This is a genomic window from Achromobacter sp. E1, assembly GCF_037039475.1.
In the GTDB taxonomy this organism is placed as follows: domain Bacteria; phylum Pseudomonadota; class Gammaproteobacteria; order Burkholderiales; family Burkholderiaceae_B; genus Achromobacter; species Achromobacter mucicolens.
Map to the genome: position 1 here is coordinate 4,429,860 of NZ_CP146253.1, position 26,197 is coordinate 4,456,056.

A 26,197-nucleotide genomic window follows, 5' to 3' on the forward strand; every position below is an offset into this window, starting at 1 on the left:
CGGCAAGGCATCTATAGCTTTTCAGTTTCGCCCGACTTGGGCTGCCACTTCATCAGGCGCTTTTCGCCGACCCCGACGATGGTGTCCAGGATCAGTGCAAAGGCCGTCAGCACGATGATGCCGGCAAACACGGTGTTCACGTCGAACGTGCCCTCGGCCTGCAGGATCAGGTAGCCCACGCCGCTTGCCGACCCGAGGTATTCGCCCACGACCGCGCCCACGAAAGCAAGCCCCACCGACGTATGCAGGCTGGAGAACACCCAGCTCGTGGCCGACGGCAGATACACATGGCGCAGCAACTGGCGCTTGCGCGCGCCCAGCATGCGGGCGTTGTCCAGCAAGGTGGGGCTGACTTCGCGCACGCCCTGGTAGACGTTGAAGAACACGATGAAGAACACCAGCGTCACGGCCAACGCCACCTTGGACCAGATGCCCAAGCCGAACCACATGCCGAAAATGGGTGCCAGGATGACGCGCGGCATCGAGTTGGCCGCCTTGATGTACGGGTCGAGGATGGCACTGGCGCGCGGCGACAGCCCCAGCCACAGACCAAAGCCCAGACCCGCGATCGTGCCGATGAAAAACGCCAGCACGGTCTCGGTCAGCGTGACGGCCAAGTGGCTGTAGATGTCGGCATTGGTGACGAACCACGCCCAGATCCGCCCCCAGACCTTCAGCGGCTCGCCAAAGAAGAAGGCGACCTTGGGATCGCGCGACGCGAAATGCCAGACGGCCAGGATGATGACGAGAAGCAGCAATTGCCAGATGCGCAGGCTGCCGGAACCGGATTTATTCAGTTTGGGCATGGTTCAGGCTCGCTTCTGTTGGGCATAGCCCTTGAGCACTTCCTCGCGCAGCACACCCCAGATGGCGGCATGCAGCTCAACGAAACGCGGGTCAATGCGCACTTCGGCCACATCGCGAGGACGCGGCAGATCGATGGCAAATTCTCCGATGGGATGGGTGCCCGGACCGGCCGACAGCACGATCACGCGATCGCTCATGGCGATGGCTTCGTCCAGGTCATGGGTGATGAACAGCACCGCCTTGCGCTTGGCCATCCACAGATCCAGGACCTCGTTCTCCATGAGCTGGCGCGTCTGGATGTCCAGCGCGGAGAACGGTTCGTCCATGAGGATGATGTCCGGGTCGCGGATCAGCGTCTGCGCCAGCATGGCGCGCTTGCGCATGCCGCCCGACATCTGGTGCGGGTAACGGCCCTCGAAGCCGCCCAGGCCGACGCGGCGCATCCATTCGCGTCCGCGATCCAGCGCTTCGGATCGGGCCACGCCGGCGAACTCCAGGCCGGCGATGACGTTGTCCAGCGCGCTGCGCCAGGGCAAGAGCGCCTCGCCCTGGAACATGTAGCCGGCGCGTTCGTTGATGCCGGCAAGGGGCTGGCCGAATACCTTCACCTGCCCCGACGACGGCGCCAACAAACCGGCGCTGACGTTGAGCAGCGTGGACTTGCCGCAACCGGTCGGGCCCACCACGGACACGAACTCACCTGGCGCAATGGCCAGGGTCGTGTCGCTGACCGCGGTGTAGCGCTGCGACCGGTCGTCACGCGAGACAAAGGTGCAACTTATGTTTTCCAGCGACAGTGCAGCTTCAGCCATTGGCATACTTCTCGTTGGCGCGGCGCGCGAAATCGTTGGTCCATACCTTCGACGGATCGACCTTCGCGCTGTCGAAGTCAGTCTGATAGGCGGCCAGCGCCTTGAGCGCGGTGGCCGCGCCGTCTTCCGGAATCATGCCGTCAGGCGACAGGCCTTCCATGCTCTTGCCCAGCGCGGCCTTGTACACGGCCGGATCGCCGAGCAGATAGGTTTCCGGCACGACCTTGGCGATTTCGTCGGGGCCGGCCTTCTGGATCCACTTGTCGGCGCGCACGATTGCGTTGGTCAGCGCCTGGACAGTGTTGGGGTTGGCGTCGATGAACGCCTGCGGCGCGTACAGGCAACCGGCCGGCATGTTGCCGCCAAAAATTTCCTGCGTGTCCTTGAGCGTGCGCGTGTCGACGATGATCTGGATCTCGCCGGGCATTTCCAGCATCGAGACCACCGGGTCCGTGTTGGAGATGGCGTCGATCTGGCCGCTGCGAACGGCGGTCACGGCGCCCGCGCCGGCGCCCACGCCGATGAAGGAAACGTCCGAGGCCTTAAGGCCATGCTTGGCCAGGAAGAAGCTGACGACCATGTTGGTGGACGAACCCGGCGCGGTCACGCCGATCTTCTTGCCCTTCAGGTCGGCCGGGCCCTTGTAGCCCGGGATGTTCTTCTTGGACACGCCCACGCCGATCATCGGCGCGCGGCCTTGCAGCACGAAGGCGCGATAGGCCTGGCCCTTGGAATGCATGGACAGCGTGTGCTCGAAGGCGCCCGAGACCACGTCGGCGCTGCCGCCCACCACGGCCTGCAAGGCCTTGGAGCCGCCGGCGAAGTCGGCGATGCTGACGTCCAGCCCTTCGTCCTTGAAGTAGCCGCGCACCTCGGCAATCGTCAGCGGGAGGTAGTAGATCAGCGGCTTGCCGCCGACTGCGATCTGAACCTTGGTCTTTTCGAGTTTCTGCGCGCGCACGATGGCAGGGGCCATGCCCATGACGCCGGCAGCGCCGGCCATCTTGAGCAGTTCACGGCGGGTGACTGTCATTGGTTTGTCTCCTGGTTGTCGGATTTTCCGATAGCGCCGGTCTTCGCCAGCTCGTCGATAGCCGCTGAATCATACCCCAGCGATTTCAGGACTTCCTCGGTATGTTCCCCTAATTTCGGGCCTACCCAGCGCGTCTGGCCGGGCGTTTCCGAGAGCTTGGGAACCACGCCGGGCAGCTTGACGGGGCTGCCGTCGGCGAGGCGATGCTGCTCGATCATGCGGCGCGCAAGGAACTGCGGGTCGCTGAACATATCGGCCACGCTGTAGATCTTGCCGACCGGCACGTCGGCGCGCTTGAGCGTCTCAAGTGCCGATTCGATGCCGCGTCCGTCGCACCATTGCTGGATGGCGCCGTCGATCTCCTGGACACGCCGCGCGCGGCCGTCGTTGCGCACCAGGTCCGGATCCTCGGCCAGATCGTCGCGGCCGATGGCCCGCATCAGGCGATGAAAGATCGCGTCGCCATTGCCGGCGATGACGATGTTCTGGCCGTCGCGGGTGGTGTAGGTGTTGGACGGCACGATGCCGGGCAGCGCGCCGCCCGTGCGCTCGCGCACCACGCCGGCCACGTCGTATTCGGGGACCAGGCTTTCCATCATGTTGAACACGGCTTCGTACAGGGCCACGTCAACCATCTGGCCCTGCCCTGCCCGGCATTCGTCGCCCGTCTTGCCGTTCCAGCGGCCGCCGGTGGCGTCGCGATGGCGCAGCGCCATCATCGCGCCGATCACGCCATGCAGTGCCGCGATGGAGTCGCCGATGGAGATGCCCACGCGCAGCGGCGGACGGTCCGGATGGCCGGACACGTAGCGCAAGCCGCCCATCGATTCGCCGATGGCGCCAAAGCCGGGCTGATCCTTCATGGGGCCGGTCTGCCCATAGCCGGACAGGCGGACCATGATGAGGGCGGGATTGATGGCTCGTAGCTGTTCGTAGCCCAGCCCCCACTTCTCCAGGACGCCAGGGCGGTAGTTTTCGACCACCACGTCAGCGTCCAGCGCCAGCTTGCGGGCGATCTCCTGGGCGCGGGGGTCTTTCAGGTTGAGCGCGATGGATTGCTTGTTGCGGGCCTGCACCGTCCACCACAAGGAATTGCCCTCGTGCAGATGGCGCCAGCTGCGGATGGGATCGCCGCCGCCCGTGCCGTCAGGCCCGTGCGGGGTTTCCACCTTGATGACGTCGGCGCCGAATTCGCCGAAGATGCGCGCGGCGAACGGGCCGGCGATAAGCGTGCCGAGTTCCAGGACTTTGAGTCCGGTCAGCGCTGACATGGTTTGTCTTCCTCACATTGGGTGCCCTGCCGATGCATTGCCGGCGGGCGTTCTGGTACCGCGAGCGTCAGGTGGTCTTGCGCTCCATCAGGGCCCAGGCGATGGTGCCGGCGTCGACGTATTCGAGTTCGCTGCCGGCCGGCACGCCACGCGCCAGGCGCGTGACCCGCAGGCCGCGCTCGCCAAGCGCCTCGCCCAGGAAGTGCGCAGTGGTCTCGCCTTCGGCCGTGAAGTTGGTGGCCAGGATGACCTCCTGCACCACGCCGTCGGTCGCGCGTTTGATCACGCGGTCGAAATCCAGCTCGCGCGGGCCGATGCCTTCCAGCGGCGCGACGCGGCCCATGAGCACGTAGTACAGGCCGCGATAGCCGTGACTGGACTCGATCATGTTCTGGTCGGCCGGCGTTTCCACGATGCACAGCAGCGAGGGATCACGCTTGGCGTTGGAGCAGGTCGCGCAGACCTCGTCTTCGGAAAAGCTATTGCAGCGCGCGCAGTGCTTCAGATCCCGCACCGCGCCGGCAAGCGCCCGCCCCAGCATGTCCGCGCCTTGCGGATCATGCTGCAACAGGTGGTAGGCCATGCGTCTGGCCGATCGCACGCCCACGCCGGGCAGGCGACGCAGCGCTTCGATCAGCGAGACCAGCGGCTCGGGTTCAGGCAGTAAGGGATCCATTGCAGCCTATGTCAGCGGCTATCAGAACGGCAGCTTCATGCCCGGAGGCAGCGGCATGCCGGCGGTCACCGACGCCATCTTCTCCTGGGAGGTGGCTTCGGCCTTGCGCAGGGCGTCGTTGAACGCGGCGGCGACCAGGTCTTCCAGCATGTCCTTGTCGTCGGCCAGCAGCGACGGATCGATCTCGACGCGCTTGACGTCGTGACGGCAGGTCATAGTGACCTTCACCAGACCGCCGCCCGAGGCGCCTTCGACCTGGATGTCGGCCAGCGCGTCCTGCGCCTTCTTCATGTTTTCCTGCATCTGCTGCGCTTGGCGCATCAGGCCGGCGAGTTGTCCTTTCATCATGATGGGAGCTTCCTTGAACGAGGGGAATGAGGTTGGCCGCCGTCAGGCGGCGGCCGATGAATCAACGTGGCGGATCGAGCCAGGCACGACATGGCCGCCGAAATCCGCCAACAGCGCTTGCACAAAGGGATCGTCGGCCACGGCGTTTTCGGCCGCCAGTTGGCGCGCCGCGCTCTCGGCCTGAGCCACGGCATACGCCGTGGCATCGCCGGTGACGCCGACCCGCACGTCCAGCCGGATGCCCTGCCCGAAATGTTCGCACAGGACGGTCTGCAGCCGCACGCGGCTTTCGCTTTCGGCCAGGGTCTTGACGGCCACGCGCAGGATGATGGCATCGCCCTGCACACCGGCCCATTCGCTCTGGCGCGCCAGTTCCGAGGCCAGGCCGGTCACGGGCAGCCGTGCGGCCAGTTCGGGCCAGGACGCCGCGTCCATGTCTGCCAGGCGCGGCGCGCGCGATTGGCGCTTGCGTGCGGGCGCGGGGCCATCGCGGCGGGCGGCGGGCGGTGCGGGTGCGGGCGACGGTGACGTGGCCAGCGTTTCAAAATCGTCGTCGGGGTCGGACGTGAAGCCGCTGTCGGGCATGAACCCGCCTTCGGCTTCGAAAGGAATTTCTTCGTCGACCCATGCCGGGGGACCGTCGGCGTCGTCCACGGCCGGGGCGATTGCCGCCGCGGCGGGCGTCACGGCCAGGGCGGCGGAATTTTGCGCTTTGGCGGAGACCGGGTTCGGCGAAGCGGCGTCGGCGGGGAGGTCTTCCCAAGGCGGGACACTGTCGGGATCCGCGGATTGAGGGGCGGACGCGGCGGACGATTGCGCCGGAGCCGCTGCGGCCGGCGGGGCCGGTTGCGCGGGGGCTGCCGCATCGTTTGCCGACGATATCGAGGGGGTATGGGCGGCGTCGGGCGAAGACGCGGAGCCGTCTGCCGGCGTGGCGGCGGCTGCGCCATCGAATGGCGCGCTGGCGTTGGCTGCCGGGGCGTCGGCAGTGCCGGCGTCGGATGTCGCTGCGATGGGCTGACCGGCGGCTGCCGACTGAGCCTCTGGCGACTGAGCCTCTGGCGACTGAGCCTCTGGCGACTGAGCCGCTGCCGAAGGAGCGTCTGCCGCCTGCGCGGATGCCGGCACAGCGGCGGTCGATACAGCGGCGGTCGAGACCGCGGCGGTCGATACCGCGGCAGTCGGCGCAGCCGCCGTCGACGAAGCGGCCGTTGACGCAGCAGCTGGGTTTGAAGCGCCGGCCTCGGCGCCCGTGGGCGCGGCGACGGCCGCAGCTGCGGCGGGCGCTGCCGTCTGGCGGGCGGGTGCGGCGGGCGCTTCCAGCGCCGTCTGCGGGCCAGCATCGCCATTGAGCGCCAGCATGCGCAGGCACGCCATGATGAAGCCTGCGTATTCGTCAGGCGCCAGCGTCAATTCGCCGCGGCTGTGCACCGCGACGGAATAGAAGAGTTGCACGGCGTCCGGATGGAGCGCCTGCGCCAGACGGGCGATGTCGGCGGCCAGCGGATCTTCGGCGGCGGTGACGCCAGTCACCCGCTGCTCGATCGCGACGCGCGACAGCAGCACGGCCAGGTCGGCCAGCGCGCCGGCATACGACAGCCCGCGGATCGCGAGTTCATCGGCCACGGCCAGCACGCCCTTGGCGTCGCCCGAGGACAAGGCGTCGAGCAGGCGGACGAGATGGCGCTGGTCGATGGTACCGAGCATGCCGCGCACGGCGTCCTCGGTCAGGTTGCCCGCGCTGTAGGCAATGGCCTGGTCGGTGAGCGACAAAGCGTCGCGCATCGAACCCGACGCGGCCTGCCCGATCAGCCGCAGGGCCGGGATCTCAAAGCCCACGTCTTCCTGGCCAAGCACGGCCTGCAAATGGCCGACGATGGAGTCGGCCGGCATCTGCTTTAGATTGAATTGCAGGCAGCGCGACAAAACCGTCACCGGGATCTTCTGCGGATCGGTGGTGGCCAGGATGAACTTGACGTGCGGGGGCGGCTCTTCCAGCGTCTTGAGCATGGCGTTGAACGCGTGCCCGGTCAGCATGTGGACTTCGTCGATCATGTAGACCTTGAAGCGTCCCGCGCCGGGCGCATAGACCGCCTGCTCCAGGAGCTGCGTCATTTCCTCGACGCCGCGGTTGGACGCGGCGTCCAGCTCAAGGTAGTCGACGAAGCGGCCGGCATCGATCTCGGTGCAGGCGCGGCAGACGCCACACGGCTTGGAGGTGATGCCGGTCTCGCAGTTGAGCGATTTGGCCAGGATGCGCGAGAGCGTGGTCTTGCCAACGCCCCGGGTTCCGGTGAACAGCCAGGCGTGATGCAGGCGTTGCGTGTCGAGCGCATGGGTGAGCGCGCGCACCACGTGATCCTGTCCCACCAGGGTATCGAACGATCGCGGCCGCCACTTGCGGGCCAATACCAGATAAGTCATGGCTGGATTGTAGAGCCTGATTGTTGAACCCGTTGATCGAGCGGGCTGGAATGCAAAGGGGACGGGCTTATTCCCGTGGAACGAATCCTTGGAAAATAACCCCGTCCCCTGTGAAAGCGATGTAGCAAACGCTACTGCCTTGAAGAATCCGGTTGGCGAGCCTTACTCCGGCACTGACCCTAAACGACTATGGCTGCTTCGTTCCCGACCTGACCAGGTTCACCGTCGAACCATGCGAAGGGGCCCGCCAGCCGAGATTCTAGCAGAGCTGCGCTTCGCGCGCTCGCTCGAATCTCGGCTGGCGGGCCCCGAGGGGCAATATGTGGGCCCCCTCCCCGGCCCTCCCCCCGAGGGGGAGGGGGTGGGGGCTTTGCTTCGCTTGCCCCTTCGGCTCGCTTCGCTTTGCCTTGCTTGGCTGCTTTGCATGGGGCAATTTCTTGGCGCGGGGGCGTTGCTTCGCTTGCCCTTTTTGGCTCGCTTCGCTTTGCCTTGCTCCTATCCGGCACTGCTTAGCGCGTGGGGCGTTGCTTCGCTTGCCCTTTTGGCTCGCTTCGCTTTGCCTGGCTCATATCCGGCACTGCTTAGCGCGCGGGGCGTTGCTTCGCTCGCCCTTTTGGCTCGCTTCGCTTTGCCTTGCTCATATCCGGCACTGCTTAGCGCGCGGGGCGTTGCTTCGCTCGCCCCTTTTTTCTCGCTTCGCGTGGTTGCCTCGATTGCCGCAGTTGCTTTTGCTTGGGGCGTTGCTTCGCTCGCCGTTGTGCTTGCCCTGTCGCGCGTTACTCCAGCAGATCTATCCACGCCTTTGCGCGCGGGAAGTACAACGCGGCTCGGGCGCTGCGGCCGTCCAGGGCGGTGACTTGGGTGCAGTAGCGCTGCAATTGTTCGCCGTGGCGTTGGCGCATGCGGATTGCGAAGGCGGCGGGGGATTCTCCCGGGTGGGGGCGGCCGGTTTTGTAGTCGACGATCAGCCAGCCGTCTTCGGTGCTGAGCGCCAGGTCGATGACCGAGACTTTTCCGGCCGCGTCGATGAGGGGCCATTCGCGGCGGGCGCCGGATTGGGATAGGAGCCAGAGGCCGCGTTCGTCTGCCAGGGTGGCTTGCAGCGTTTCCAGGACGGCCTCGGCGGCGGCGTCTGCCTGGCTGGCGGGGATGCCGGCTCGGGTGAGTTGGCGGCGCATGGCGGGTAGGCGCGGCGTGAGGGCTTCGGGGGGCCAGGCTTGTATGCCGTCCTGGCCGATGCGGGCCAGCCAGGCGTGGGCCAAGGTGCCGATGGCGGCGTCGTAGCTGGCTTCGAGTTGCCAGGCGGGATGTTCGGCGGCTTCGCCCCAGGCGCCTCGGGTGGCCGTGGCGAAGCCGGCGCTCATGGTGATGCTGGATTGGCGTTGCAGCTGCGCGAGGCCGGCGTTGTCGATGCGTCGCAGGGGTTCGCCTTGCCATTCGGGGGCGTCGGTTTCTTCTTGCACCGTTTCGCCATTCAGCGAAGGTGGAACGGGCGGGGTCAGGCACGGCCACAGGCGGCCCAGCAGGCTGGCTGCGGGCGGGGTCTTGATTTGGCCAGAGGCTTCGTCGATCGAGACGTGTCCGACCAGATGCAGACGTTTGCGGGCGCGGGTGGCGGCGACGTAGAGGAGACGGTCTATTTCGTAGGAGGCGCGGCGGGCCTCGCGGGCGCCCAGGTAGCGTGAGACCGGGTCTGCTTCTGTTTCGGCGCGTGGCTTGACCGGGCCGAAGAGGACGCGGCCGCCGCTTTGTTCGAAGCGCACCAGGGGAGCCTGATCGCCGCGCGGCGCGCGGTGCAGGCCGTACAGGATCACGGTTTCGAACTGCAGGCCCTTGGACTTGTGCATGGTCATGATCTCGACCGCGCCTTCGTCTTCGTCCAACGCGTCGGGCGCGGCGAAGAGGCGGGAGATGCCGGCGTCCAGGGCGGCCACGTCGATGTTGCCGTGCGGGGCAAGGCGTTCGACCAGTTGGAACAGGCTTTCGGCGTCGTTGGCGACAGACAGGCCGGCGTACAAGCCGGGGCCGCCCAGGCGGCGCCACAGCGATTCCACCCACGCGGCGAAGGGGATGGCGCCCGATGCGTTGCGTTTGTCCAGGAGGACCGACGCGACTTGGCGCAGGCGCGCGAATTCGTCGGGGCTGAGTATTGCTTGCGCGGACGGGGCTTGCGGTTCTGGGGCGGGTGCGTCAAAGAGCGAGCCTTGCGGGCCGGATGCCTCGGGCGCTGCCGTTGCAATGGGCTGCGGGGCGATGCGCAAGGCGCGTTCCAGCAGCACGGGCACCGGCGTGATGTGGTCGTCGCCAAAGAGCCGCTGCAACGAGGTGAGCGTCAAGCCGCAATAGGGCGCGCGCAGCACGGACAGCCAAGCGAGGCGGTCGGCCGGATGCGACACGGCGCGCACGAGTTGCACCAGGTCGGCCACCACCGGCCGCAGCGCCAGCGGCACCAGGTCGACGGCGCGCGAGCGTATGCCTTCCTGTGCGAGCCGGCGCGTGAGGTTGCCCAGGTGACTGCGGGCGCGCACGAGAATCGCGACGGGGTGCTTGGCGCCCTTGTGGTCGATCAGCGCCTGGCGCACCAGTCCCACGGCGATGTCTTCAGCCTGTTCTTCGGCGGGCGGCGCGCCCTCGCGCGACCACGCCGGATGAAAGCGCACCGCGGGGTCGGGCAGCGCCGGATGAAAGGCCGTGGACGGGCTGTACGCGATGGCGCCCGCGGCAGCGTCGCTACGCCGGGGCAGCAGGTCGACGAACGACTGGTTCACCCAGTCGACGATGCCTGCCTGCGAACGGAAGTTGTCCGTGAGGTTCAGGAAGTCGGGCTTGACCTCGCCCACGCCGATGTCGGCGACTTCGAGAAACAGGCCGACCTCTGCCTTGCGGAAGCGGTAGATCGACTGCATGGGATCGCCCACGAGGAACAGGCTGCGGCCATCGCCGGACTGCCAGCCTGCCGTGAGGGTACGCAGCAAGTCGAGCTGTGTCTGGCTGGTGTCCTGGAATTCGTCGATAAGCAGATGCCGGATCGAGGCGTCGAGTTTGAGCAGCAGTTCGCCCGGGTCGTCGGCGCTACCCAGCGCGGCCGCGGCCCGCTGGGCGATCTCGATAAAGTCGACCTCGCCTTTTTCGGCAAAGCGCAGCCGCAACTGCGCCACGGCCAGGGCAAGCGTCATGAGCTGCGCGCCCAGCACTTCCCATTGGGCATCGGTGAAATGCGGCGCCGGAATATCGCGCACGGCGTGCAAGCGGCGCACCCAGGCGGCTTGCGCGTCGGCGCCTTCCAGCCAGGCGACGAAGGGTTCTTTGTGCGCGCACTTGGCCGGGAACCCCAGGTTCTTGTTGACGGTCTTGCGCAGGGAGCCGGTGCTGGTCAGCAGCAGGTGCGCGACGGCGCGCCAGGCGTCCAGCAGTTCGGCGTCGGGTTGCAGTGCTTCGGTCCAGTCCAGCAACGCAGCCAGCTTGTTGTCGTCTTCGGCGTCCTGCAGGTGGGCGGCCGCCAGGCGCGCCGGGCCGCAAAGCGATTCGGACCAGCCGTAGGGCATGGCGGCGCACAAGGCATCGAGGTCTTCGCCGATGGCCTCGGCCAGCATGGCCTCCATGGCCTCGCGGTCGGAGCCGTGGCGAAGCAGCGGAAGCCATTGATCGCGCTGGCCCAGCATGTCGGCGATGGCGTCCTTGGCGGCCTGCACGTCGACGTCCAGGTGGCGCAGCAAAATGCGGACGGCCTCGTAGTCGTCCGCGAGATCAAGCGTGGCGCGCGCGGCGGCTTCGTAGTGCGAGCGCGCATCGTCCGTGATGTCCGGCATGCCGCCCAGCTCCGACAGCCACGGCATGCTGCGCACCAGCCCCGCGCAGAACGAGTCGATGGTGCGGATGGCGAGACGCGCGGGATGATCCAGCAGATGCCAGCCCTGTTCGGCATTGCGCGCCAGCGCCGCGCGGGCGAGGTCCCAGCTGCGGCGTTCGTGCGCGGCCTCGGGAGGCGCATCCAGCCCGCGCCGCAGCTTGCTCAGCACGCGGGCGTGCATCTCGGACGCGGCCTTGCGCGTGAACGTGATGGCGACGATTTCTTCGGGCCGGTTCACCGTGGCCAGCAAGGCCAGGATGCGGTCGGTGAGGAGTTCGGTCTTGCCTGAGCCTGCGGGCGCCTGGACGAGGAAGGACCGCGCGGGATCGAGCGCCGCCGCGCGAGCGGCGTGGTCATGCGGAAGGCGATCGGGTTCGGCCATGTTCATGCGTCCTCGTCGTCAAGATGCAAGCGCAGGAACGGCAAGGCATCGCAGTATTTCAGATCGTCGCGCCGGTAGGCGACGTTGGCCGCGTACCCCGCCACGTATTCGTCGGCCAGGGATTCGATCGCCACGCGCCAGCGTTGGCGGATCTCGGGCCAGGACAGGCCGTCGAAGTATTTGCTTTCGCTGGCGAGTGTGACGCCGGGCATGCCCAGGTCTTCGTCGGCCAATCCTTGCGCGGCAACCTGCCGCGCGTGGATCTGCGCCAGCACCAGCCCCGCGGCTTCGCCGCCAGCCGCGTCGGCCAGCACCGATGCATAGAACGGCAACTGCACGTTCACGGGACGGCTGCGGGACCAGTCGGGTTCGGGCTTGGCCGCCGCCACGCCGGTCTTGTAGTCGACGATGACGTTACGGCCGTCGGGAAGGCGATCGATGCGGTCCAACCGCAGCTTCAGGTTCAGCGCGCCACGCTGCCACTGATGGTTTTTTTCGACCTGTGCCACCGCGAACGGCAGGCGTTGCGCTTCGAGGTCCAGCCATGAGGCCAGCACGGCCTGGGCGCGCTGGCATTCCAGCGCGCGCAAGGCTGGCGCGTATTCCTTGAGTTCTTCGTCGGCGGCCTGCGCCACGGCCTGCTCCAGCAACGCCGGCAGACGGCCAGCCGCAAGCTGCTCGTGCAGCGCGTCCTGGTCGGGCATCATGCCCCACACCACTTCGAGCGCCTTGTGCAGGAACTGGCCTCGCACGTTGACGGTGGCGGCATCGGCATAGGGCGCGAGCTCCCGGCCGCCGAGGCGATGGCGCACGAACGCCCAAAGCGGATTGCGCGCCTGCGTGTCCAGCACATCCAGCCCGCCCCCGCCGCGATTGCCGGCCGCCAATGGAGGCCCCTGCGAATCGTCGAGCGATTCCTGCGGCAAGGCGGCCTGCGCCGCCGTAAGCGCGGGCGTCCAGTCAGTAAGCGAGAGCGCCGCGATCAGTGGCGAAGGACGCAGCTCGCGCTCGCCATCCATGTGGGCGTGGCTGACGGTGATGTCGGGCGCGCAGCGGCACAGCGCGGCAAACATGCCTTCGGCCCATTCGCGTTCGCGCTCGGGCGTGGCGCGCGGCGCCCGGGCCTGGCGCAGCACGGCAAGCGGCAGCAGCGGGTTCGGTTTGGGCGAAGCGGGCAGCACGTCGTCTGTCAGTCCCAGCAGCCAGACGCCATCCCAGTAACCGCCTTCGGCTTCCAGCAACCCAAGGACGTCCAGCCGCGCGAGCGGATCGCGCTGCGGCTGGAACGAGGAGGACCGCGCCACGCTTTCCAGCAGGTTCACGGCGGCCACGCCCCCCAGGCGGCCCGCGGCCGGCGCCAGCGCCGAAAAGCTGCCTAGCGCATCGCCCAGCGCGCCCATGACCTGATAACCCACGCTGTCGAGCGGGGCTTCGCCGGGAAAGCCCAGCGCCGTCAAGGCGGCCTTCATGCGCAGCATCCAGACGTCGCACGTGGCCTGGCGGCCGCCTTGCGTCCAGATTTCCGTGGCGTGGTTCCAGGCCTGCGCCAACGCCGGCAGATCCGCAAGCAACTTGCGCCATGCTTGCGGGGCGACATGCAATTGCCCCTGGCGCCGCCAGCGCGCGTCGATGGCGGCGAGCCGGGCGCGGTCGCGCACGTCGCCGGCGCAATGGCCTGCAAGCAACGCGGCGCCCAGGACGCCCACGCCGCAGCCCTTGCCCTGCGCGCATTCGGCCAGCGCCCGCAGCCAGGCCAGCGCGGCGCGGGCCATGGGCCATTCGTCGAGCGGCCGGCCCACGGCAACGTTGAAGGCAAACGCCGGCGCGCCGTCGCGCCCGGCCAGCGCCTGGCCGAGCACGCGGCGCGCGAAGGGGGATTCGGCTTCCAGTTGCGGCGACACGATGGCATAACGCCCGGCGGGATCGGCCTTCAAACGGCTGGCCGCCCAGTCGGCGGCGGCGCGCCATTCGGCGCCCTGATCCGCGGCCTCGAAGCGCTGCGCCACAGCCGCCACACGCTGGGTATCGCGCCATTGCGCCACGCGTGTGCCCTGGGCCTCGAATGCGTGCAGCAGGCGCTGAAAGCGGGGCGAGATGTCGGTGAACCCGGCAAGCACCAGTTGCCGCGGCGTGGCAAGGCGTCCGGCTTCGAGGGCGCGCAGCACGCGCGCGTAACCCTGGTTGGCGTCTTCGGCATCGATGCCGGCCAGCGTGTGGCGATAGCGCTCGCGCCAGCGCGCAAAGCCGCGGTATTCGTCGGTATCCGCGCCGGACGGCACCTGCAGCGCCCATTCGTCCATGAGCAGGTCCGCATCCATGGACAGCCGCGCCGCCTGACTGGCATCCAGCAGGAAGCGTTCGGCTTCTTCGAGGCGGATGGCTTCGGTCCAGACGAGCTGCGTGGCAAAACTGTCCAGCCGGTAGGCGGGGACGTCTTCGTCGGATTCGAAGGCGAGTTCGTTGGCGGATTCAGCGAGCCAGGCGGACAGCGGCAGGATGCGCGGCAGCTCGCTGACCTGGCGTTCCTGGCGCAGCAATCCGGCGAGCTCTAGCGTGAGGCGGCGCGACAGGCGGTTGTTCACCGTGAGCACGAGCGTGTCTGCCGCGGGCAGACTGGCGATGTCCGGCAACGAGAGATCGGAGTAGGAAGGCGCTGCGTCCTGCATGGTCATCCAAGGGCGCGCGCGGCGGGCGGCCGCGCGACGAAAAGCAATGAAAAAGGCGGAGAAAATCTCCGCCGTAGGATACCGCGAGGCGGCCGCCGCGACGCGCCGGTTGCGGTAAGCCGAGCCCTGTCAAAACCCGCAGAGTGCGGCCAGGTTTTCCCAGTGAATCTGCATCTCGGGCGTGGTGTAGCCCCAGAACGCCAGCCCCAGCACCGCGGCCAGCGCCAACACGCCCACCGCTCGCCAGCCTTTGCGGCGAGGGGTTTCGGGTTGCGGTCCGAGGGTCATGGCGGGGCTCCGGCAGGTCGCGGTCAGGCCGTGGCGGGCTGCGCCGGCGCGACCGGCTGCTCGCGCACGGGCAGGCAGAGCAGCGCCGCGATGATGGCCAGCGCAACGCCCAGCCACCAGACCAGATCGTAGCTGCCGGTCTTGGCATACGCGTAGCCGCCCAGCCACACGCCAATGAAGCTGCCCAACTGATGGCCGAGAAACACGATGCCCGAGAGCGTGGCCGCATAGCGCAAGCCGTAGATCTGGCCAATGAGCCCTTGCGTCAACGGCACCGTGCCCAGCCAGAATAATCCCATCCAAGCCGCGAAGGCATAGAGCACCCACGGCGTCAGCGGCACCGACAGCAGCAACAGGATGCCGAACGCGCGCATGAAGTACACCACCGCCAGCAGCCGCTTCTTGCTGTATTTGCCGCCCAGCTTACCGGCGTAGAACGAACCCAGAACGTTGAACAGGCCGATGAGCGCGATCGCGGTGGCGCCCTGCCCGGCCGTCAGCCCGCCGTCGGTCACATAGGCCGGCAAGTGCAGCGTGATGAACGCGGTGTGAAAGCCGCAGACGAAGTAGCTCCAGAACAGGAAGTGGAACGACGGATGGCGCACGGCCTGCTTGATGGCAGTGCCCAGCGACTGATGCGGACCGGCGTGCGCTTGGGGGCGGCCGCGCAGGAAATACGCCAAAGGCGCGCCGCAAGCCACGAACAGCGACAGCACCCAGAGCGCGCCCGTCCAGTCCAGCCCGCTGATGAGCAACTGCCCGGTCGGCACCACGGCAAACTGGCCGAGCGAGCCGCCCGCGCTGGCGATGCCCATTGCCGTGCTGCGGTAGGCGGGCGGCACGGCGCGCGCGACGACGGGCAGGATGACGGGGAACGTGGTGCCTGCCTGTCCCAGTCCGACCAGCACGCCCGCGGTCAGGTAAAGCGTGGCCTCGTCGGTGGCAAAGCGCGTGCCGATCAGGCCCAGCATGTACAGCACGGCGCCCAGCGCAATGGTGCGGCCAGAACCGTAACGGTCGGCCAGCATGCCCATGAAGATACAGGCCACGCCCCACACGAGGTTCTGTAGGGCAAACGCCATCGAAAATACTTCACGGCTCCAGCCGTGCGTCAGGCCCATCGGCTGCATGAACAGGCCGAAGGTGGCGCGCACCCCCATGGCAAGCAGCACGACCAGGGTGCCCAAGACAATGGTGCGTGCGGAAATCGTATCGGTTTGGCTAGACATGAAACCCGTGTCTGGTTGTTTTTTGGGTTTGCGCCCCCTCCTCGGGGCGGCCCCACGCAGCGGTGGGACGCGAACATCATATACAAGTCGGCATGCGGGTCCGTGAATACCCGCGTTGCCGCAACAAGCTTCACCCGCGAGGTCATCCCGGGCGAGCGCCCGGCGCGCGGTGATTTGGGCGTTGCCGCGCCTGCTGATAGACTTGCGTCCTGCTTCGAAGCCCGCGTCTGCAGTGCTAAACTTCGGCTCGCAAGTTCCGCAGCAATTTCAAGGCCTTAGTGCGAAGCGCCCCCAGTTTTGGCGGCCCTTTCCCGTCGTCAATGGCGGCACTGCTTTGCGCCCCCTCCTCGCTCGCCGTAGTTAAATGGATATAACCGGCCCCTCCTAAGGGTCAATTGGTGGTTCGATTCCACCCGGCGAGGCCAGCTTCGGCCTCGGCTCCGCGCGCAGATTCTTCTCAAAAAAGTCCACCTATTCAGCCAGATGAGGGTTAATCCGGGCTACGCTCTTGCGCGCCGCGCGGTTAGCTTTGCGGCTTCCGATTTGTGACTAATTGATGCGGCCACAATCGGTCACGGTGTTTTTTCTGAAAAACTCGCAAATCGCCTTGCGCACTACTTGAAATTGCTGTTTAAATTCGACGCGTAAGCCCATAATTCATCTGGACTTTTTCTGATCCGACGAAACGCCGGCTTAAGAAATATTTGCTCACAGACCACAAGCCTGCCCAACCATGGCCTTTTCCTGGAAACGTGCAATTGCGAACGCCATAGCGCCTGCCGCGCTGGCGGTGTGCGTGCTCCTGCCCCCTGCGGCACAAGCAGCCAAAAATTCCGACCCTTGCAAGACCAACGCCAAGTCGGCGGCCTGCAAGGCGCAACAAGCCAAAAAAGCGCCGGCGCCCAAGGCGGGCTCCGGCAAGAGCGCCGCCGCCAAGCAGGCGGCGCCGTCCGCCAAGAAGGCGCCGCCCAAATCCTCGTCGGCCAAGAAGGCACCACCCAAAAGCGGCAAGCAGGTGGCCGCGAAAGGCACGCCGCCCAAGAAATCGGGCGCTGCCGGCAAGGGCGGCAAGGGCGGCAAGGGCGGCAAGACGGACAAGGCCGCACGCGGCCGGCGCGTAGCCGCCGCCGGCGCAGCCAGCGCGGCCATGCCGCCGCCCGCCGCCTCGGCGCGCGCCGAAGCGGCCGCGCTGCGGTCCAGCACCGCTTACGTGCAAGACCTTGAAACCTCCACCGTCATCTTCGCCAAGAACGAAAACGTCGTGCGCCCCATCGCTTCCATCTCGAAGCTGATGACGGCCGTCGTCGTGGTGGACGCCAACCTGCCGATGGACGAAATGCTGGAGATCACCGACGAGGACGTCGACGAGCTCAAGCACACGACCTCGCGGCTGCGGGTGGGCACCAAGCTATCGCGCGGCGACATGCTGCATCTGGCGCTGATGTCTTCCGAGAACCGCGCCGCCAACGCGCTGGGCCGCCACTATCCGGGCGGGCTGCGCGCCTTCGTGGCCGCCATGAACGCCAAGGCGCAGTCGCTGGGCATGACCAGCACGCGGTTCATCGAGCCGACGGGCCTGTCCAGCAACAACGTGTCGTCGCCGCACGACCTGGCGCGCCTATTGCGCGCCGCGTCGCAGCGCCCGCTGATCCATCGCTACTCCACCGATACCGAGTACGAGGTCGAGATCAACAACCGCACGCAGACCTTCCGCAACACCAACCTGCTGGTGCGCAAGCCCGACTGGGACATCAAGGTGTCCAAAACGGGTTACATCAATGAAGCGGGCGAATGCCTGGTGATGCTGGCGCGCATCAACGGCCGCGATCTGGCCATCGTGCTGCTGGATTCGCAGGGCAAGCTTTCGCGCATCGGCGATGCCGTGCGCATCCGCCGCATCGTGCAAAGCGAAGTGGCCATGGCGTCGATTGCCTCGGGCGGCTGATGCCAGTCTGACCGCTCCACACCGCAAAACGAAGGGCCCGATCTTATCGGGCCCTTTTGCATGGTGCGGCAAAGCGGGTCACGCCGCGCGGCGCTTCGCGGGGACGGGCTGGGCGTCGCAGAGTGAAGGCGGCAGCCCTTCCAGGACGGCTTGCGCATTGAGCGATCGGATCGGCACGCTGGCATCGCGCGGGATCCGGCCCTCGGCCTGCAACAGCTGATACCGCAGGCAGCACACGCGCAGGAACGAGGTGAAGTTGGCGGCCTCGCCGCGGTACTCGACCAGTTCGTCGTACAGGCGTTCGATCAGTTGGGTGACCCGCAGGCCGTCTCGGCCGGCGATCTCTTCGAGGACCTGCCAGAACAGGTGCTCGAGCCGCAGGCTGGTCGCCACGCCGTGCAGGCGCAAGGACCGGGTTTCGCAGGCATACGAGTGCTCGGTGGCGCGGATGAAGATTTCACACATGGGAGCTCCTGGGCATCGGCGACACGCAGCCGGACCGGCGCGCCTGCGATCGACTTTACGACGATTGCCTCTCCCCCGGCAATAAGGCCCCGAACCTGTAACGATCTCGACCTTCCCGCGCCGATTGATGTACATCATGGATTTGAGCGCGCAAGCGTTCGAGCATAGTGAAACTGATCAGACTTCGGAGGTAGTGATGGACAAAACCATGAAGGCCGCAGTTGCACGCGCATTTGGTAAACCCCTGGCGATCGAGGAAGTCGCCGTGCCGCGCCCGGGCCCGGGCGAGCTCCTGGTGAAGATCGAAGCCTGCGGCGTCTGCCATACGGACCTGCACGCCGTGGAAGGCGACTGGCCCGTCAAACCCAATCCCCCCTTCATTCCCGGCCACGAAGGCGTTGGCCACGTCGTGGCCGTGGGTGCCGGCGTCACCCACGTCAAGGAAGGCGACCGGGTCGGGATCCCGTGGCTGTATTCCGCCTGCGGACATTGCGAACACTGCCTGGGCGGCTGGGAAACCCTTTGCGAGCAGCAGCAGAACACGGGTTACTCCGTCAACGGCGGCTTTGCCGAATACGCGCTGGCGGCAGCCGACTACGTGGGCCTGCTGCCCAAGAACGTCGGCTTTGTCGACGTGGCGCCGGTGCTGTGCGCCGGCGTCACGGTTTATAAGGGCCTGAAGATGACGGACACCCGGCCGGGCAACTGGGTGGTCATTTCGGGCATTGGCGGCCTGGGTCACATGGCGGTGCAGTACGCCAAGGCGATGGGCCTGAATGTGGCGGCCGTGGACATCGATGACGCCAAGCTCGACTTCGCGCGCCGGTTGGGCGCGGAAGTCACCGTCAACGCGATGAACACAGATCCGGCCGCCTACCTGAAGCGGGAAATCGGCGGCGCGCATGGCGCGCTGATCACGGCGGTGTCGCCGAAGGCCTTCGAGCAGGCGCTGGGAATGGTGCGCCGGGGCGGCACGATTTCGCTGAACGGCCTGCCGCCAGGAGACTTCCCGCTGTCGATCTTCGACATGGTGCTCAATGGCGTGACGGTGCGCGGTTCCATCGTGGGCTCCCGGCTGGATCTGCAGGAATCGCTGCAGTTTGCCGAGGAAGGCAAGGTCCACGCCACCGTCGCCACCGAAAGCCTGGACAACATCAACAGCGTGTTCGACCGCATGAAGAAGGGCCAGATCGAAGGCCGCATCGTGCTCGACTTCGCCTGATCGCTTTGCGCCCATACTCGCCACGGGGTGCGGCATTTGCCGCACCCCGTGGCTGATCGCAGCGAAACAGCGCTCTCACGCCCCCCGCGCGAGCGGTCAGGGCGTGATCTTCGTGCCCAACACCGCCAGAAACTGCGCCATCCACGCCGGATGGGCAGGCCAGGCGGGCGCCGACACCAGGTTGCCGTCGGTGTAGGCCTGGTCGACGGCGATCTCGGCATAGGTGCCGCCGGCCAGCCGGACCTCGGGCGCGCAGGCAGGGTACGCGGAGCAGGTGCGGCCCTTCAGCACGCCGGCCGCGGCCAGGATTTGCGCGCCGTGGCACACCGCGGCGATGGGCTTGTTGGCCTTGTCGAATTCACGCACGATATCCAGCACCTTTTCATTCAGGCGCAGGTATTCGGGGGCGCGTCCGCCGGGGATCACCAACCCGTCGTAGGACGAGGGCTCGACACGGTCGAAGTCGTAATTCAGCGTGAAGTTGTGGCCGCGCTTTTCCGTGTAGGTCTGCGCGCCCTCGAAGTCATGGATGGACGTGGCAACCGTGTCGCCGGCCTTCTTGTCCGGGCAGACCGCGTGCACCGTGTGCCCCACGGTCAGCAGCGTTTGGAACGGCACCATGGTTTCGTAGTCTTCGGCGTAGTCGCCGACCAGCATCAACAGTCGTTTGCTCATGATTGTCTCCTTGGGATGAGGGTGGGGGCCAGTTCCTGGTCTTCTCGTCCCATTGTGCGCGCCGCGCCGGCGGGGCGGGTGGTAATGGGATACCACCGGCGCGGGATACGACCGCCAAACGCCGCCCTACTCCAACGCCACCGTCACCGGCCGCGCGCCCAGCAGGTCCACCAGCACCTTGGGATCGATGCCTACCAGATATCCGCGCCGCCCGCCGTTGATGTAGACCGCCGGATACGTCAGCACCTCGGCCTCCACCCACACCGGCATCTTCTTGCGGGTGCCGAAGGGCGACGTGCCGCCCACCTGGTAGCCAGAGTGGCGCTGCGCGACCTCGGGCTTGCAGGGTTCGACCTTCTTCAGGCCGGCCTGGCGCGCCAGGTTCTTGGTGGAGACTTCGCGGTCCCCGTGCATGACCACGATCAGCGGCTTGGCCGATTCGTCCTCCATCACCAGCGTCTTGACCACCGCGTGCGGGTCCAGGCCAAGCTGGCGTGCGGCTTCGCCTGCGCCGCCGTGGTCGACGTAGTCGTAGGTGTGCTCGGTGTAGGCCACCTTGTGCTGCTTGAGGAACTGGGTGGCGGGTGTTTCGGAAACGTGGCGGGCTTTGCTCATGGGTGTGCCGGTTGAAAAAGGGAATGGTGGGCGGCGGCTAGCCGCGCGGGTGATGGGCCGCGTGCAATGCCTTCAGGCGTTCGCGCGCCACGTGGGTGTAGATCTGCGTGGTGGAGATGTCTGCGTGGCCCAGCAGCATCTGCACCACGCGCAGATCCGCGCCGTGATTCAGAAGGTGCGTGGCGAAGGCGTGGCGCAACACGTGGGGCGACAGGGGCGCATGCACGCCCGCGACCACGGCGTATTTCTTGACCAGTTGCCAGAACGCCTGCCGCGACATAGCCTCGGCGCGGCTGGTGATGAAAAGCGCATCGCTGACGCGGCCCGCCGCCAATTCCGGGCGGGCGGTATTCAGATACTGCGCAATCCAATGCGCGGCTTCGGCGCCCAGCGGCACCAGGCGATCCTTGCCGCCCTTGCCCAGCACCACCCGCACCACGCCTTCGTTCAGGCTGACGTCCAGCGAGCGCACGCCCACCAGCTCGGACACGCGCAGGCCGGTGGCATACAAGGTCTCGAGCATGGCGCGGTCGCGCAGGCCGCGCGGCTGGCCGAGGTCGGGCGCCCGCAGCAGGGCGTCCACCTGCTGCTCGGACAGCGTCTTGGGCATGCGCGGCGGTTGCTTGGCGGCCACCAGCGTCAGGCACGGATCGCGTTCGGCGCGGTGTTCGCGCAGCGCCCAGGCGTAGAAGCGGCGCAGCGCCGCCAGCCGGCGGTTGGCGGTGGTGGCGCGGGTTTCTTCGTGGCGGAACGCGAACCAGGCCTCGATGTCCGCCTTCTGCGCGTCGCGGATCGGCTTGGCCGGCCCGATGGGCATGGTCTGCGCACGCTCGGGTTCACCGTGCCGGTCGGCCAGCTCCCGGGCGTAGGCCTCGGGGTCTTCGAGCCAGCGGGCAAAACCGGTCAGATCGCGGCGGTAGGCGGCCAGGGTATTGGCGGAAAGGCCGTCCTCGAGCCAGACGGCGTCGATGAAGGCGTCGATATCGGCCTGGGAGGCCAGCGGCTGGCGGGCGGTGGACATGGCGGGATTCTACGGCGCGGCGCGGCTGGGCAGGCGCTCGCCCACGCCGGCGGCGGCGGACTTGAGCCAGGACTCGAACACCTTCAGCGCCTCCGACCGCTCGCTGCGCTGCGGATAGCCGAAGTAATAACCCTGGCTGACGGCCAGCGACTGCGGCACGGGCATGACGAGGGCGCCCTGGTCCAGCGCCGGTTGCGCCAGAAAGCGCGGCATCAGCCCGACGCCCAGCCCAGCCTGCACCGCCGCCATCACCATGGTGAAAAGCTCGTAGCGCGGACCGCCCGCTGCCTGCGGCCCGTACAGATGGCCATTGGCCGCGTACCACTGGCGCCAGGCGTCCGGCCGCGAGGCCAGATGCAGGTGCGTCATGCCGGTCAGCGCGGCGCCCCCCGCTTGCGCCACGCGTTCGGCCAATTCGGGCGCACAGACCGGCACCAGCTCGCGCTCGGGAAACAGCAGCCCGCCCTGCGTGCCGGGCCAGAGCCCGTCCCCGTGATACAGCGCGCCGTCGAACGGCTGGTCCTTGAACTGGAACGGCAGCGTGCGCACGGACAGGCTGACGGTGATGTCGCCGTGCTCGCGCTGGAAATCCGCGAGGCGCGGGATCAGCCAGGTGGTGGCCAGCGTGGGCACGACGGCAATGTGGATGCTGCGCCCCATGCCGGTCCGGCTGACAAGCCCGAAGGTGTCTTTTTCGATCTGGTCTAAATGGTGCCGGATGCGGCCGGCGTATTCGGCGCCGTGGTCGGTCAGCACGATGCGGCGGCGCACCCGGGTGAAAAGCTGCACGCCCAGCCGCGCCTCCAGGCTGGCCACCTGCCGGTAGACCGCGCTGTGGGTCAGCGACAGCTCCTCGGCGGCGCGCGAAAAACTGCCCAGCCGGGCCGAGGCCTCGAAAGCCTGCAGGGCGCTCAGATTGGGAATGCCGTTTCTCATGGAGGGAATGCCGCCTGAAATGCGGCCCGTCGCGGCGCGCGCGCATGTTGCGGCGCACCAGGCGGGACGTGCCGGGGGATCAACAGAATGTGCAATTTTATCAATTGCGTTGTGCGCTCAGGGAACATATGCTCGGCAGTTCTACCCTAGGCTAACCACGACACCACCATGCCTCAGCAAGATTCCCGCCTTGGCGGTCACATTCTGGTCGACCAACTGGTCGCCCAGGGCGTCAAACATGTATTTTGTGTCCCCGGCGAAAGCTATCTGGCGGTGCTGGACGGCCTGCACGATGCCGACATCAAGGTCACGGTGTGCCGCCAGGAAGGCGGCGCGGCCATGATGGCCGACGCGCACGGCAAGCTGACGGGCGAACCCGGCATCTGCATGGTGACGCGCGGCCCCGGCGCCGCCAATGCGCTGGCCGGCGTGCACATTTCCAAGCAGGACTCGACGCCGATGATCCTGTTTGTCGGCCAGATCGAACGCGGCATGCGCGAGCGCGAGGCCTTCCAGGAAATGGACTACCGCGCCGTGTTCGGCACGCAGGCCAAGTGGGTGACCGAGATCGATCAGGTCGAACGCATTCCCGAATTGATCTCGCGCGCGTTTCACATCGCGACCTCGGGCCGCCCCGGTCCGGTGGTGATCGCGCTGCCGGAAGACATGCTGGTCGAGGCCGCCAAAGTGGCCGACGCCCCGCGTTACGAAGTCATCGATGCGGCCCCCACGGCTGGCCAGCTGTCCGATCTGGAAAAGCTGCTGGCTGACGCGAAGAACCCTGTCGCCATCCTGGGCGGCACGCGTTGGGACGCCCGCGCCGTGCAGCAGTTCGCCGATTTCGCGCAGTTGCATTCGCTGCCGACCGCCGTGTCGTTCCGCCGCCAGATGCTGTTTCCCGCGGACCATCCTTGCTTCATCGGCGACGTGGGCCTGGGCATCAACCCGGCGCTGCTCAAGCGCGTGGCCGATGCCGACCTGATCCTGCTGGTGGGCGGGCGCATGTCGGAAAACCCCAGCCAGGCCTACACGCTGCTGGACATTCCCGTGCCCAAGCAAAAGCTGGTGCACGTGCATCCCGACGCCGCCGAACTGGGCCGGGTGTACCGCCCCACCCTCGCCATCAACACCTCGCCGTCCGCCTTCGCCGCGACGCTGGCCGGCCTGAAGGCGCCGGCCGCCCCCGTGTGGGCCGACGGCACGAAGGCGATGCGCGAGTCGTACCTGAAATGGAGCGATCCCGAAGCCATCACCACGCCGGGCGCGCTGCAACTGGGCCAGGTCATGGCGTATCTGGAAAAGACCCTGCCCGCCGATGCGATCATGACCAATGGCGCGGGCAACTACGCCACCTGGCTGCACCGCTTTCACCGCTTCACCCGCTTTGGCACGCAGCTTGCGCCGACTTCCGGATCGATGGGCTACGGCCTGCCGGCAGCGGTGGGCGCCAAGCGCGTATGGCCGGACAAGACCGTCGTCTGCTTTGCGGGCGACGGCTGCTTCCTGATGCACGGCCAGGAATTTGCGACGGCCGTGCAATACGACCTGCCCATCATCGTGGTGCTGGTGGACAACGGCATGTACGGCACGATCCGCATGCACCAGGAAAAGCACTATCCGGGCCGCATTTCCGCGACCCAGTTGAAGAACCCCGATTTCGCCGACTACGCGCGCGCCTTTGGCGGCCATGGCGAACGCGTGGAGACCACCGAACAGTTCGGTCCGGCATTTGAACGTGCATTGGCCAGCGGCAAGCCGGCGATCCTGCACTGCTTCATCGATCCGGAAACCATCAGCCCGTCCACGACCCTCGAAAAGATCCGCGAGGCGGCGCTGAAGGCCCAGCACTGAACCCTGCACGGGCGTCAGGACCGGCGGCGCGCCCAGGCGCACCGCCGTGCAAACCCCAACTTGCCGCCCGAATTATTTTAAGTTTAAACTTTCTAGATTCCGATCACGGAAATCCATAGCGGAGACCCAGCATGTCCTCGAACCCCTCCTTCCACTGGCAAGACCCCCTGTTGCTGGATCAGCAGCTGACTGAAGAAGAGCGTATGGTGCGCGACGCCGCCTACGCCTACTCGCAGGACAAGCTGGCGCCGCGCGTGCTCAACGCCTTCCGCAACGAGAAGACCGACCCCGAGATCTTCTCCGAAATGGGCGAGCTCGGCCTGCTGGGGGCCACCATCCCCGTCGAATACGGCGGCGCTGGCCTGAACTACGTCAGCTACGGCCTGATCGCCCGTGAAGTCGAACGCGTCGACTCCGGCTACCGTTCGATGATGAGCGTGCAGTCCTCGCTGGTCATGGTGCCGATCAACGAATTCGGCAGCGAAGAACAAAAGAAGAAGTATCTGCCCAAGCTGGCGCGCGGCGAATGGATCGGCTGCTTCGGCCTGACCGAACCCAATCACGGCTCCGACCCCAACGGCATGGAAACCCGCGCGGTCAAGACCGCCGACGGCTACAAGCTGAGCGGCAACAAGATGTGGATCACCAACTCGCCGATCGCGGACGTGTTCGTGGTGTGGGCCAAGTGCGTCGGCGGCGACTTCGACGGCAAGATCCGCGGCTTCATCCTGGAAAAGGGCATGAAGGGTCTGTCCGCCCCCGCCATCCACGGCAAGGTCGGCCTGCGCGCGTCGATCACCGGTGAAATCGTCATGGACGAGGTGGAAGTGTCCGCCGACCAGATGATGCCCGGCGTGTCCGGCCTGAAGGGTCCGTTCACCTGCCTGAACTCCGCCCGTTACGGCATCGCCTGGGGCGCTGTCGGCGCCGCCGAAGCCTGCTGGCACACCGCCCGCCAATACACCCTGGACCGCAAGCAGTTCGGCCGCCCGCTCGCCGCCAACCAGCTGATCCAGAAGAAGCTGGCCGACATGCAGACCGAGATCACGCTGGCGCTGCAAGGCTGCCTGCGCCTGGGCCGCATGAAGGACGAAGGCACCGCCGCCGTCGAAATCACCTCGATCATGAAGCGCAACTCGTGCGGCAAGGCGCTGGACATCGCCCGCCTGGCCCGCGACATGCTGGGCGGCAACGGCATCTCCGACGAATTCGGCGTGGCGCGCCACCTGGTGAACCTGGAAGTGGTCAACACCTACGAAGGCACCCACGACGTGCACGCCCTGATCCTGGGCCGCGCCCAGACCGGCATCCAGGCGTTCTATTGATCGCCTGCCTGATGTAGCGAAGGAGGCCGCCCATGGGGCGGCCTTTTTTTGGCGCGTTGCGGCAGCGCCAGGTGTCTGACACCCTCTGCGTCGCCGCTACAAGCTGACGATCATCTCCCCAGGGTGTCAGACACCGACCGACGACTTACTCGGTGTCTGACACCCTCTGCGTCGCCGCTACAAGCTGACGATCATCTCCCCAGGGTGTCAGACACCGACCGACGACTTACTCGGTGTCTGACACCCTCTGCGCCGTCGCTACAAGCTGACGGTCATCTCCCCAGGGTGTCAGACACCGACCGTATTGGAATACGCCATACGTCCGATCCCCCCCGCCTGCGCATTGCCGAAAGCCC

General features: G+C 66.9%; 20 protein-coding genes, 1 tRNA gene and 1 other RNA gene. 5 read left to right on the forward strand and 17 right to left on the reverse strand.

Going from position 1 to position 26,197, the window contains the following annotated elements; genetic code table 11:
• Nucleotides 1-11: 11 nt before the first annotated feature.
• The 12 genes from V6V88_RS20580 to V6V88_RS20635 form a co-directional block, all read right to left on the reverse strand.
• Nucleotides 12-806 (reverse strand): ABC transporter permease, encoded by a 795-nt coding sequence (locus V6V88_RS20580; RefSeq protein ID WP_062841727.1) that lies wholly within the window; start codon nt 804-806, stop codon nt 12-14.
• Between the two features lie 3 nt (nt 807-809).
• Nucleotides 810-1,619, reverse strand: a complete 810-nt coding sequence (locus V6V88_RS20585; protein ID WP_056326799.1) for an ABC transporter ATP-binding protein — start codon at nt 1,617-1,619, stop codon at nt 810-812.
• Nucleotides 1,612-2,652, reverse strand: a complete 1,041-nt coding sequence (locus V6V88_RS20590; RefSeq protein ID WP_056326796.1) for an ABC transporter substrate-binding protein — start codon at nt 2,650-2,652, stop codon at nt 1,612-1,614. The genes V6V88_RS20585 and V6V88_RS20590 overlap by 8 nt, the downstream gene beginning before the upstream one ends.
• Nucleotides 2,649-3,923, reverse strand: coding sequence for a CoA transferase (locus V6V88_RS20595; protein WP_223572363.1), 1,275 nt, complete (start codon nt 3,921-3,923; stop codon nt 2,649-2,651). Before V6V88_RS20595 ends, V6V88_RS20590 begins: the two co-directional genes overlap by 4 nt.
• 67 nt (nt 3,924-3,990) lie before the next feature.
• Nucleotides 3,991-4,599 (reverse strand): recombination mediator RecR, encoded by a 609-nt coding sequence (recR, locus tag V6V88_RS20600; RefSeq protein WP_056326792.1) that lies wholly within the window; start codon nt 4,597-4,599, stop codon nt 3,991-3,993.
• Nucleotides 4,600-4,620: 21 nt separating this feature from the next.
• On the reverse strand, nt 4,621-4,947 hold the full coding sequence (locus V6V88_RS20605) for a YbaB/EbfC family nucleoid-associated protein (protein ID WP_056326789.1): 327 nt from the start codon (nt 4,945-4,947) through the stop codon (nt 4,621-4,623).
• A 42-nt stretch (nt 4,948-4,989) separates the two neighbouring features.
• On the reverse strand, nt 4,990-7,371 hold the full coding sequence (gene dnaX / locus V6V88_RS20610; RefSeq protein ID WP_223572364.1) for a DNA polymerase III subunit gamma/tau: 2,382 nt from the start codon (nt 7,369-7,371) through the stop codon (nt 4,990-4,992).
• A gap of 151 nt (nt 7,372-7,522) precedes the next feature.
• Nucleotides 7,523-7,620, reverse strand: an RNA gene (gene ffs / locus V6V88_RS20615) — signal recognition particle sRNA small type.
• 527 nt (nt 7,621-8,147) lie between these two features.
• The gene (locus V6V88_RS20620) at nt 8,148-11,603 is read right to left on the reverse strand and encodes a UvrD-helicase domain-containing protein (protein ID WP_338616146.1); all 3,456 of its coding nucleotides are present in this window, start codon (nt 11,601-11,603) and stop codon (nt 8,148-8,150) included.
• Between the two features lie 2 nt (nt 11,604-11,605).
• Nucleotides 11,606-14,269 carry a PD-(D/E)XK nuclease family protein gene (locus V6V88_RS20625; RefSeq protein ID WP_338616147.1) on the reverse strand — a complete coding sequence of 888 codons (2,664 nt, stop codon included), beginning with the start codon at nt 14,267-14,269 and terminating at the stop codon, nt 11,606-11,608.
• Between the two features lie 129 nt (nt 14,270-14,398).
• Nucleotides 14,399-14,557, reverse strand: coding sequence for a hypothetical protein (locus V6V88_RS20630; protein WP_174245426.1), 159 nt, complete (start codon nt 14,555-14,557; stop codon nt 14,399-14,401).
• Nucleotides 14,558-14,580: 23 nt separating this feature from the next.
• Nucleotides 14,581-15,786, reverse strand: coding sequence for an MFS transporter (locus tag V6V88_RS20635; protein WP_338616148.1), 1,206 nt, complete (start codon nt 15,784-15,786; stop codon nt 14,581-14,583).
• Nucleotides 15,787-16,136: 350 nt separating this feature from the next.
• Between V6V88_RS20635 and V6V88_RS20640 the strand changes: the two genes are divergently transcribed.
• Nucleotides 16,137-16,211: transfer RNA gene (locus V6V88_RS20640), tRNA-Arg, on the forward strand.
• Between the two features lie 308 nt (nt 16,212-16,519).
• The gene (gene pbpG, locus V6V88_RS20645; RefSeq protein WP_338616149.1) at nt 16,520-17,731 is read left to right on the forward strand and encodes a D-alanyl-D-alanine endopeptidase; all 1,212 of its coding nucleotides are present in this window, start codon (nt 16,520-16,522) and stop codon (nt 17,729-17,731) included.
• Between the two features lie 78 nt (nt 17,732-17,809).
• Here pbpG and V6V88_RS20650 read toward each other — a convergent pair whose 3' ends face one another.
• Nucleotides 17,810-18,196, reverse strand: a complete 387-nt coding sequence (locus tag V6V88_RS20650; RefSeq protein WP_128827346.1) for a ribbon-helix-helix domain-containing protein — start codon at nt 18,194-18,196, stop codon at nt 17,810-17,812.
• Between the two features lie 196 nt (nt 18,197-18,392).
• Here V6V88_RS20650 and adhP point away from each other — a divergent pair, with 196 nt between their 5' ends.
• Nucleotides 18,393-19,418, forward strand: coding sequence for an alcohol dehydrogenase AdhP (adhP, locus tag V6V88_RS20655; protein WP_338616150.1), 1,026 nt, complete (start codon nt 18,393-18,395; stop codon nt 19,416-19,418).
• A 96-nt stretch (nt 19,419-19,514) separates the two neighbouring features.
• Here the strand turns inward: adhP and V6V88_RS20660 are convergent, their stop codons facing one another.
• The 4 genes from V6V88_RS20660 to V6V88_RS20675 all read right to left on the reverse strand — a co-directional run bounded on the left by V6V88_RS20660 (nt 19,515) and on the right by V6V88_RS20675 (nt 22,665).
• Entirely contained in the window at nt 19,515-20,093 is a 579-nt protein-coding gene (locus tag V6V88_RS20660) for a DJ-1/PfpI family protein (protein ID WP_056326776.1), read from the reverse strand.
• A gap of 126 nt (nt 20,094-20,219) precedes the next feature.
• Nucleotides 20,220-20,708 carry a Cys-tRNA(Pro) deacylase gene (ybaK, locus tag V6V88_RS20665; RefSeq protein WP_056326773.1) on the reverse strand — a complete coding sequence of 163 codons (489 nt, stop codon included), beginning with the start codon at nt 20,706-20,708 and terminating at the stop codon, nt 20,220-20,222.
• 37 nt (nt 20,709-20,745) lie between these two features.
• A complete protein-coding gene (gene xerD, locus V6V88_RS20670; protein WP_338616151.1) occupies nt 20,746-21,729 on the reverse strand; it encodes a site-specific tyrosine recombinase XerD in 984 nt (327 codons plus the stop codon).
• A 9-nt stretch (nt 21,730-21,738) separates the two neighbouring features.
• On the reverse strand, nt 21,739-22,665 hold the full coding sequence (locus V6V88_RS20675) for a LysR substrate-binding domain-containing protein (protein WP_062841718.1): 927 nt from the start codon (nt 22,663-22,665) through the stop codon (nt 21,739-21,741).
• Nucleotides 22,666-22,833: 168 nt separating this feature from the next.
• Between V6V88_RS20675 and V6V88_RS20680 the strand changes: the two genes are divergently transcribed.
• Nucleotides 22,834-24,516: a thiamine pyrophosphate-binding protein gene (locus V6V88_RS20680; RefSeq protein WP_128827342.1), complete on the forward strand. Its 1,683-nt coding sequence runs from the start codon at nt 22,834-22,836 to the stop codon at nt 24,514-24,516.
• Between the two features lie 131 nt (nt 24,517-24,647).
• The gene (locus V6V88_RS20685) at nt 24,648-25,841 is read left to right on the forward strand and encodes an acyl-CoA dehydrogenase (RefSeq protein ID WP_056326766.1); all 1,194 of its coding nucleotides are present in this window, start codon (nt 24,648-24,650) and stop codon (nt 25,839-25,841) included.
• The last annotated feature ends 356 nt before the right edge of the window (nt 25,842-26,197 follow it).